Origin of the sequence: Candidatus Borrarchaeum sp., assembly GCF_019058535.1 — an archaeon.
Lineage (GTDB): Archaea > Asgardarchaeota > Sifarchaeia > Borrarchaeales > Borrarchaeaceae > Borrarchaeum > Borrarchaeum weybense.
In genome coordinates, this window is record NZ_JAHPYX010000245.1 from 1 (window position 1) to 9,755 (window position 9,755).

Genomic DNA, 9,755 nt, shown 5'->3' on the forward strand with positions numbered 1-9,755 from the left:
ATGCTGCCTCCAGCGATCCATCGAAGCCGATGTCTCAACTTAATTTTTTCAGTTTGACGGGCTTCTGGCCTTAGCGCGCCCATAATTGGCATCGCAGAGACAGCTAACAGCGGATATAATCCGCCTAGGAATGTAAAGATGACACCAATAAAAAAGCCATCTCGTAGATCGCCTGGGTCAACAGGGAGGGTTGCGACTTCTTTGGCAGCGAATTCGATTGGTACGTTAAAGAGCTGTTTAAAATACCAAAGTAACCCCTGGGATATCCCTATGCCAAGGAACACACCACTCGCACTTCCAGTTATACCTAATATCAGTACTTCGTACAGAAATAATCGAAAGATATGTCGTTTTTTGAATCCTATGCTCCTAAGTACCCCGATTTCATATCGTCTTTCGCTAATCGTCATGTTAATGGCATTAAAGATCAAAAATATCATTGCTAGTAAAGTTGTTGCTCCTGCAAAAAGAAGACCTGCGTTCATACCCGATAAAGATGCCTCGTTTTGTTCCAAAATGCTTTGTTTCGGCGCAAATACCGTACATTTTTCGTCATCTACCACTTCTTGGATCCTTTGCCTTACATCTTGCCATTCATCTGCGTACGCAGGATCCATTTCCACTACGATCTGATCAACTTTGCCTTTACACTTTGGAAAGAACTTTTGGGCGCTATCTAATGTAATAAAGACGCATGACCCAAAACCCACCTGTCGAGTTTTGCCAGTCACTTCCGCAAAAGCGGCGATCTTCCAACGCTCCCTTTTTCCTACTCCTTCGCCTCGATACTTGATCATCATGCTATCTCCAACGGTGGCATTGACGATTTCAAACTCATCATCCTCGCCATCATCAACTTCTTCTTGCCACGTAATGCCATCCATCAGTGATTCGCTCACTATGGCTACCTTTCCCGAAAGGACTTCACTAGTATTGATGGGGTCGCTGGTGTTATAATCAAATATCTCTCCGAACTCGTTGTCATACTGTGGATCTATTCCAACTATAACTGCCGTAGTTGAGTTTCCATCAGCTTTGATATAGATCACACTGTAGCGCTGTATCCGAGGGGCTGCTGCTTTCACCCCCTCTACCTGCAAAATGTCATCGAGGAGGTCTTCATCAAAAGGTTCACCATCAACTCGACTGACTTCGAAATCTACTTTGCCTCCCAGCAGTTCAACTACGTTATAAAAAACCTGATACGTGTTATCACTAGCTATGTTAAATGCTACGTATAGACTGACTGAAGCCATTACTCCAACCACGGTGAGAAAGTTGCGAGTCTTCCTTCGTCCTAGGTTGCGAAGTGCCATTTTAACTAAGCGCTTATCTTTCCAAAGAAGAATGGCTATGATACCAATGATTACAGGAATGACTACAACAACCAAGTTGGCAGCTAACATCCCTAGTTGCATAATAATCCCCTCACAGGGTTGATTTAATTGAATATATATCTATATTCACTTAATTCCAGTAAGTTCTTCAAATGCCTGTCGTTCTTCATCACTAATTTCAAGTAATTTACGTGCTGTTGCCCTATCTGTGGCTATTTGTCCATCGACTATCCGAACAAGCCTGTCGCAGTGCTCTGCAACTGCTGGATCATGTGTGATGACAATTAGGGTGGTCCCCAAATTTCTATTCAAGTCATGCATCAAATCCAAAATTTCATCTCCGGTCTTCGTGTCGACATCCCCCGTCGGCTCATCCGCTAGAACGATTGCGGGATCATTTGCAATCGCACGCGCTATAGAAACACGTTGGCGCTGCCCACCACTGAGCTCATCAGGTCTATGATGAAGGCGATCCCCAAGTCCAACTAATCCTAGAAGTTCTGTAGCGCGTTTTCTGCTTTCTTTATCAGGAACACCCGTTACCATTAAAGGTAACTCCACGTTTTCTAAAGCCGTCAGTACGGGAACAAGGTTATAAAATTGAAAAACAAATCCAATTTCTCGAGCTCTAAGATCAGTTAAGGCTGCATCCGACATTTGTGAAATGTCCTGCCCATTAATGTAGACCTTTCCTGCTGTAGGGTTATCTAGACCACCTATCATGTTTAGTAGAGTTGATTTTCCACTTCCTGATGGTCCCATGATGACTACAAATTCACCCTTTTTCACTTGGAAATTAATACCCCGTAGAGCAGGGACTATAATATCACCTAGATGGAACTCCTTATTCAGATCAACTGTTTCTACTACAAAGTCCCCTTTCTCCATCAGCTTGTACCCCTTTTTAATTCCTTTTCTATAAATAATGAAACGTAATTATATGCCTATGTTGCTTAAAAAAATATGCTTCTTGAACTTTTTAGACACAAAGATAAAACTTAAGCCAACTATACAAGAAAAAAGAAAAAAGAGTCAATTTCAAATGCATCTGTTGTTATCGCCGATAAGATTAAGGCAACTTATTAACCATTTCTGTAAATTCTTCCTTTGTAAACACCCTGAATGTTTTTGTTCTTACGTTTCCAACCGAACCTAGCTTCAGAATGAATTTTATAACGGCTTCATCATTAGGAGCATCACCGATTGCCATTAAGTCGATATCCCCCAAGACCGTATATAGGCCTATTAACTTTCCCCCTAAAGCGTCCCAGCCTTGAATTGCTTCCTCAATTCGCCCAGGGGAGTCCTTAACCCTCCTAATGCCCATATCAGTGAATTTCATGAAGAGTACAAAAGTCGGCATAGCAGGGTCGTCCTTCATAGAGGATTGTACGGTAAACGCCTTTAATGTCGTTGTCCTTATGTTTCCCAAGGATGCAAGTCTTAAAGTGAAAGTCGTAGCGATCTCATCACTGGGCGCTTCACCGACAGCAATCAAGTCATATTCGCCCTGAGTTGAATAAATAGCAACTAACTTACCTCCCATATCCTCAAAAAGTTTGATACCTTCTTCAATTCGTTTAGGGGAGTCTTTAATTGTTCTAATTCCTTGTTCTGTGTAGTTCATTAAACAGATGAATGTAGGCATGAACTCGCCTCCTCCAATTTCTAATTTTAAAAATCTTAAGAACCATTTATAGCAAAACTAAGTATTTAAATTAACTACCAAGATCCGTGCCAACAGATCGCTTGGAGATTTATCTATAAAAGGTTCGTCCTTCTTGTGTGTTATAAGGTACACAGAACGGCTTAACACCGATATCGCAGTGAATCCAATTATGCAAATTAATAAGACGTTATAGACGATAGGTTGAGGGAAAAGCAACGTAATAATAATGACGACAAAGAAAAATAATCCAGTATATTTTCCGACTGGATCGTAAACGGGACTTTTAAGCCCTGAGGTAATTACGAATTGCAGGAAGAAAACGCCAATAATGATTAATATCCAATAGGGATATATTTGCTTCAGCATGAAAGCAAAGAACATTGTAAAGATAATAATAAAATCGGCTGTGGCATCGAGGTAGGATTCAAGGGATGAAGGAGAAATTATATCTAGTTTTCTTACAAGATATCCATCAAAATAGTCAGTGAAACATGCAAAGAAAAAGAGGATGATTGTCCATATTCTCAAATCGTTGATAAACGTATAAAAAAGAAAAGGGGCGAAAAATGCTCGGAGTAAAGCAACCCCATAAGGAATAAAAGTCTTGATCCATTTTTCGGTAAATAAATTGGCCAAATTCTCCTACTCCTTTAAAGAAGGGAGCACTCTTCTCCAGCCTTCGTCGCTATTACTATTGGATCAGTAGTGCCATACTGTTCCTCATTGGAAGCCGAGGTGCTATATAGCATCAGCGACTTAACGACGACACCGTTTGCTTCTTGTACATGGTTTCCCAGTATACTGGGTGCGTCATCTCCGGTTCCCGCACCTCCTGTAAGAAGAATTACTGTGTTCATGCCTTCGAGATCGCCAACATTACTTACATAGTCCATGACAGGTTGGGTGGGTGTATCAGCATAAATAGGACTCCCAAGGACCAGAAGGTCGTAGTTAGATAGGTCAGTAGGTGTCTGAGAGCTTGCGGTAGTAATTTCAACGCGCCAATCATTGGAAATAAGACCGTCTACGAAGGCATTGGTCACTTTTTCTTGAAAATTGCTTATTCCCGGCTGATAGACCACGAACGCAACTCCAGCATTACCTTCAGGGTTGCTGACTTGAACGTCGCTTACATGTGGCGTATGCCCAATGACAAAAAGTATCCCCACAGTACCGAAAAACCCGACAATAAGGACCACCACAACAATTATTGCAATTTTTATACGCTTTGAAACCATAAGGTTCAACTCCATAAAACGCATAGGATTTTTTTAAAGACTAATATACAACTTATGAATATTTAAAACCAGTATCCAAAACCTATAGTTCTTATCTTCCTCTATGCAATTCTTTGAGCCATTCCTGCCCACTTTTAAAGCCTTTCATCTTTTGAACGAATCTTTCTGCGAAGACACGCGTAACAGGAAACCCTGGTATTTCGAGATAAGCACCTACTACGTCCATAAGAGTGAATTCATCTGAAACAGTTGCTACTGTTGGGAAAACTACTAGGACACGTTCAAAATCAACATTCAATACTGAAACGAATGGCAACGGAAATGGGCGCAGACCCGTATGAGCTACCTTGAAATCTTTACAAATTTTTTTAACAAAGTCGAGTCCAAATATTTCGTGAATTTGATCAAGATCTGTGAGAAGTAACAATTCCTTAAGGTCTGATTGGCTTTTCTGAAGCGTTTCAAAGATTTTGCTTACGTAGAGCGTCAAAGCGGGTTCAACTTGGAGAACTAGAACTACGAATTTTCCTGCTTTCATCATTTTATTCATGGTTCTGTAAACATCCTCCCCTCTCAATGCCCAAAATTCGAACTTTTCTGTTGAACTTTTTTGATCGTATAAATTTTGCAAAGTGGATGTTGCTTCTACTACGCTTTCGGAAAACTCATTGAAATATACGTTCAGGGTTTCTTCTGGAGGCTTCGCCTTATATTTTGCAGCCTTCCCCCCTCGTGAGCTTACTCCTTCTCTATTGACCCAATTTTTTGCTTCAAGTGTTTGGAGAATACCATAAATACGTGAATGAGGGACTCCACTTAGAAGTGTTAATTCTCCAGCAGTACTACGCCCATTTTTGATTAGTGCAAGATATACTTTCGCTTCGTATTCGGTAAATCCTAGCCTTTTGATAGTTTCAACTATGTCTTTTTCGCTCATAAACTCACAATTGATGTTCTTTCAGTGACAATAAATTAAAATAATATTTATTTAGTAGTAATAATTAATAATATTTCTTCAATAATAATATTATTTAAATCTATTCCTAGCTTCAAATGGCTGTGGTATTGTGATAAAATACGCCATAGAATGTAGAAATCTTACAAAAGCATTCGGCGCCTTCACAGCTGTTGATAGTTTGAATTTAAGGATCAGAAAAGATGAAATTTTTGGATTCATAGGACCTAACGGTGCAGGAAAAACCACAGCAATCCGAATGATATGCGGAGTTCTCTCTCCATCAGCTGGAACTGCACTTGTTGATGAAATTGATGTAGTCAAAAATCCAGAAGAAGTGAAGCAAAAAATCGGTTATATGGCTCAAAACTTTATTCTCTATGGTGATCTAACAACTTATGAAAATTTAGACTTTTATGGAACGATTTATGGATTATCGCAGTCACAGAGAAAACAACGCATCAAAGAAGTTTTGGAATTAGTAAAACTACAGGATTTTGAAAATTATTTGGCAAATGAGCTTAGTGGTGGAATGAAAAATCGTTTATCACTAGCAAATGCTTTACTTCATGAGCCTAAAATATTGATTTTAGATGAGCCTACAGCGGGTATTGATCCACCTCTAAGAAGAACGTTTTGGCAATTTTTCCGTGAACTGAATGCAAAAGGAACGACTATACTTGTCACCACTCACTATCTGGACGAGGCAAAGCATTGCGATAGATTAGGTTTGATTAGCAATGGTAATCTCATTGCCGAGGGCTCGCCGACCGAAATCGTGAGAAAGGTTCATAATGGCGATTTAGTTCAAGTGACAGTCCGCGAGTCTGAACAAGACCTAAGAAACATTTTGGTGGATATTGATGAAATCAAAGAAATCCTGTTTTTTCGTGATATTGAGCCACGCGGATGCCAAACACATTTCGTTGTAGAAAATGCGGATTCAGATCTTCCTAAAATTCAAAAGCTACTCTACTCCTACTCGATAGATGTCTTGACTGCAGGAAAAGTCTCAATCTCCATGGAAGATGCTTTCATAAAATTAATGGCGGAGGGGTCATAGTTGTGGTCAAAATTTTTAGCGGTTTTTCGAAAAGAGCTCCTTCAACTCAAAAGAGACCGTCGCACAATCGCAATGATTATTATCCAACCTGCTATGATGATGATTCTATTTGGAATCGCATTTGGCGGTGAAATAACACACCTTCCCATTGTAATCAGTAATGCTGATAGTGATAATAACTTGAGCTGGTATGTAACTCAAAAATTTGAAGAATCAGAAGTTACTGACGTAGTGGAATATGTAAATGGTCTTGAGAATGCCAGATCGTTAGTTGAAAATGGTAAGGTAAAGGGAGCAATACATATTCCGTCAACTTTTGCCGAAACACTTCAGGAAAGCAAAGCAGCGAATATTATCGTTATTGTAGATGGAAGCCTACCACAAATCGCTCAAATTATTACCGCTGAAGCAGAACGGATTTCTGTTGAACTTTCTGAAGAGTTTTCTGAGAGATTTGCTGTGACGACATCCGTTGGCGTTACTTCAGAGAGTGTAAGAATTTCTACGTTTAAAATTCAACTCTATGGAACTACAAAGAATATTGATGCTTTCGCTCCGGGTGTCATGGGACTTGTTGTTCAAATGATAACGACTATCTTTACTGCGGTAAGCCTTGTACGCGAGAAAGAAAGCGGATCAATCGAAATGATTATCGTTTCACCGATTCATAAAGCTGATTTCATCGTTGGAAAATTTGTGACTTATATGCTTGTAGCTCTTGCTGTTATTTGTAATGTTCTCATTGTTGGAATTGGATTTTTTGGGCTTTCGATAAGAGGATCTATTCTTGATGTATTTCTTATTTCAATTCTCTTTGCGATCGTATGTCTGGGGCTAGGTATGCTTGTTTCCACAGTTAGTAAAAACCAACTTCAAGCTGTACAGGCAACAATCATCTTCTTCTTACCATCGATACTTTTTTCGGGCTTCTTTTTCCCTATAGAGGCCTTTCCTCGTAATATTTCATGGATTCCATACCTTGTGCCCTTGACATATTACATAAACGGCTGCAGAGGAATTATGACTAAAGGTAAGAGTTTAGGTTACATTTATACCGATTTATTGGCGTTAGCACTCTTTGCGATTCTTACGCTAATACTTAGCATTCAAAGATTTGTGAAAAAACTTGAATAGGTGAGAATCAATGATAAAAAATGGAAAAAAATCAATTAGATACATTTTTCTAATATTTTTTGTATCTATTTTGTTGTCAGGATACCTCCCAATTCCAACTGAAGCTGCTAGTGAAAGGTTTATTTTGCAGGAATCTTCCTATACGCCATCAAAAGTTTTCCCAGGCGATAATGAGATCGCCATCTCAATTAAAATTAAAAATACATCTTCAAAAACTGCGACAGATGTTGAAGCACGTCTTAACTTGCCTTCAGGCATGAGAAGTTCATATGCTGGATCGATTGAACAATATCTTGGCGACGTTGAAAGTAAGCAAACAGTCTCGCTTCTGTTTTATATAGATATATTAGACACTACTGAAGCAAAGAAGTACGACCTTGAATTAGAATTAGATTGGGGAACTGGCGAAGATACTCTTGAAGTGCCTTTTTATGTAGGCGAAAAAGTCGCGTTTGTAATAATAGACGCAACTCCAAACAAGTTACAGGCAGGCGCTGAAGGTGTACAAGTTAAACTCTTTATTTTAAATAATTCCACTATTGAAGCGAATGATGTAATGGTAGAGTTCATTGGCAACGGTATAACCGGCCAAACACAAGACTTTCTTGGCACAATTTACGCAAATGAAACAAAATACGCGACTTTTGAACTTGACATCAGCAACAATGTCGCAAAAGGACCACGAACAATCAATATACGCTTGACATGGGTTCAGTCGGGTAAAATCGTTTCCGATATCTTATATCTCGATATTATTATTGAAGGACCTTCCTATAGTGTATGGTTAATCGTTATTGGGGTTATTTTTGTTGCTATTTTCTTTATATATACACTAAGAAAGCGTTATTTTGAGAAAAAGGAATTGGGCGATGAATTATAAGTTAGGAAGGAGGAAATGACAAATGAATAAGCAGAAATATCTTTCGATAGCGCTCTTAACAGCACTTATTGTTTTATCTTGTTACTGTTCCCCTTCTAGTCAAGTTGATGATCCAGATTTTGTTCTACTAAAATCGTCATACAGTCCAATAAAAGTCTTCCCAGGGAATAGAGACGTTCAGATCAACGCAGAAATTCAAAATAATGGCACCAGAAGGGCTAGAGATGTGGATATCTCATTGAAATTACCGAAATTCCTATTGCCAAGTTATGAAGGCGCAACAGAGCAATATTTCAATGAGATTTCGGCAGAGCAAAGCGTTCAATTAACTTTTTACGTGGATATTGTTGATTACGCGGAAGCTGGAAGTTATAACATCAAATGCAAAATCGAATTTGGTGACGATGAGGAAGAATCAGTATCAATTCCATTCAGAATTTCAGACAAAGTTCAATGGGAATTTGTGAAAGTTGAACCATACACCGTAACAGCTGGCGAGAATGACATAGAATTGCAAGTGTGGATTCTAAACAATGCAAGCGTAGAAGCTGAAGATGTAACAGTCCAATTAAGGGGAGGAAACGATATTTCTGGAAAAATTGTGGATTACCTAGGAAACGTGAAAGCAAATGAAACGGTGTCTGCATTCTTTGAAATCGACATAAGTCCAAGCGTAGCTACCGGCGAAAGAGAACTAGAACTTCAGATAACTTGGACTCAGGATGACCAAAGTCTCAGTCAAACAAGAGCGTTTCCAGTCTATATTATGAGACCGATTCCATTCACATTGTTGGATTTGTGGGAAATGGCACCATATCTAACGATTGGAATTACTATAGCTGTGACTGTAGCAATTGCTATTGGACTCCTAGTGGCTGAAAAACGTCTAAAAATCAGAGAAAAGATAAGGAGAAAAATTTTAAAACCATAGCGTTGAATCAAACGTGAGAATATCTTTTAACAATCGATCGATGCTATTTTCATGGTATATTTTTATTATTTTGATTCAAAAGGTGTTGATATGAGACCTCCAATTTGTGCTATCTGTGACAAAGATTTTCTAGATCTCGAAAAAGGTGGGCTCGTTTATTTTAAGAAACGACCTTCAGACATTGAATGGGACACCAAGATGGAAAAAAAGGGAATGGTTGGGCATCCACCATATGCAGAATGGTTCTGCGAAGAACATTATGCTAAAGCTAAGGAATTAGAGGATAAAACTATCGATAAAGCAATGAAGATTCTTCGCGAAACTTTTGGCTGAAAAATATTTCCTTTCAGAATTCTTGAAAAAAAATTGAGAAAAAGGATACCGTTTTTAAAAAATAAGATTAATGGAAGTATTTCTTCACTGTCAACAGATATACCAAGACAATCGCTGAGATAACAGTCAGAATAAAGGCAGCTCCAATAGCTAATGTTAAAATCAAAGTGCCAATGATTCCAAGGATTTCAAAGATGATAGTTAGCCACCATGCC

11 protein-coding genes are annotated in these 9,755 nt (G+C 38.9%); 5 read left to right on the forward strand and 6 right to left on the reverse strand.

Annotation, left to right across the window (positions count from 1 at the left end):
• The 6 genes from QVB70_RS15130 to QVB70_RS15155 form a co-directional block, all read right to left on the reverse strand.
• Window positions 1-1,418 (reverse strand): ABC transporter permease (locus QVB70_RS15130; RefSeq protein WP_287587972.1); only part of this gene is annotated, 1,418 nt, incomplete at its 3' end.
• A 45-nt stretch (window positions 1,419-1,463) separates the two neighbouring features.
• A complete protein-coding gene (locus tag QVB70_RS15135; RefSeq protein ID WP_287587975.1) occupies window positions 1,464-2,225 on the reverse strand; it encodes an ABC transporter ATP-binding protein in 762 nt (253 codons plus the stop codon).
• A gap of 181 nt (window positions 2,226-2,406) precedes the next feature.
• Window positions 2,407-2,985: a GYD domain-containing protein gene (locus QVB70_RS15140; protein WP_287587977.1), complete on the reverse strand. Its 579-nt coding sequence runs from the start codon at window positions 2,983-2,985 to the stop codon at window positions 2,407-2,409.
• Window positions 2,986-3,042: 57 nt separating this feature from the next.
• Window positions 3,043-3,642: a CDP-alcohol phosphatidyltransferase family protein gene (locus tag QVB70_RS15145; protein WP_287587980.1), complete on the reverse strand. Its 600-nt coding sequence runs from the start codon at window positions 3,640-3,642 to the stop codon at window positions 3,043-3,045.
• A gap of 14 nt (window positions 3,643-3,656) precedes the next feature.
• The gene (locus QVB70_RS15150) at window positions 3,657-4,088 is read right to left on the reverse strand and encodes a hypothetical protein (RefSeq protein WP_287587983.1); all 432 of its coding nucleotides are present in this window, start codon (window positions 4,086-4,088) and stop codon (window positions 3,657-3,659) included.
• 247 nt (window positions 4,089-4,335) lie between these two features.
• Window positions 4,336-5,181: a TrmB family transcriptional regulator gene (locus tag QVB70_RS15155; RefSeq protein WP_287587984.1), complete on the reverse strand. Its 846-nt coding sequence runs from the start codon at window positions 5,179-5,181 to the stop codon at window positions 4,336-4,338.
• Between the two features lie 130 nt (window positions 5,182-5,311).
• On the opposite strand from QVB70_RS15155, the gene QVB70_RS15160 reads away from it, so the two are divergent.
• From QVB70_RS15160 to QVB70_RS15180, 5 genes are read left to right on the forward strand one after another with little or no spacing between them, the layout of a single operon-like run.
• Window positions 5,312-6,262 carry an ABC transporter ATP-binding protein gene (locus QVB70_RS15160; protein WP_287587985.1) on the forward strand — a complete coding sequence of 317 codons (951 nt, stop codon included), beginning with the start codon at window positions 5,312-5,314 and terminating at the stop codon, window positions 6,260-6,262.
• Window positions 6,263-7,396, forward strand: a complete 1,134-nt coding sequence (locus QVB70_RS15165) for an ABC transporter permease (protein ID WP_287587987.1) — start codon at window positions 6,263-6,265, stop codon at window positions 7,394-7,396. It abuts the gene before it with no gap.
• Between the two features lie 10 nt (window positions 7,397-7,406).
• Window positions 7,407-8,276: a hypothetical protein gene (locus QVB70_RS15170; protein WP_287587990.1), complete on the forward strand. Its 870-nt coding sequence runs from the start codon at window positions 7,407-7,409 to the stop codon at window positions 8,274-8,276.
• A 22-nt stretch (window positions 8,277-8,298) separates the two neighbouring features.
• Window positions 8,299-9,207, forward strand: coding sequence for a COG1361 S-layer family protein (locus QVB70_RS15175; protein ID WP_287587993.1), 909 nt, complete (start codon window positions 8,299-8,301; stop codon window positions 9,205-9,207).
• 51 nt (window positions 9,208-9,258) lie between these two features.
• On the forward strand, window positions 9,259-9,540 hold the full coding sequence (locus QVB70_RS15180) for a hypothetical protein (RefSeq protein WP_287587996.1): 282 nt from the start codon (window positions 9,259-9,261) through the stop codon (window positions 9,538-9,540).
• Window positions 9,541-9,755 lie beyond the last annotated feature (215 nt).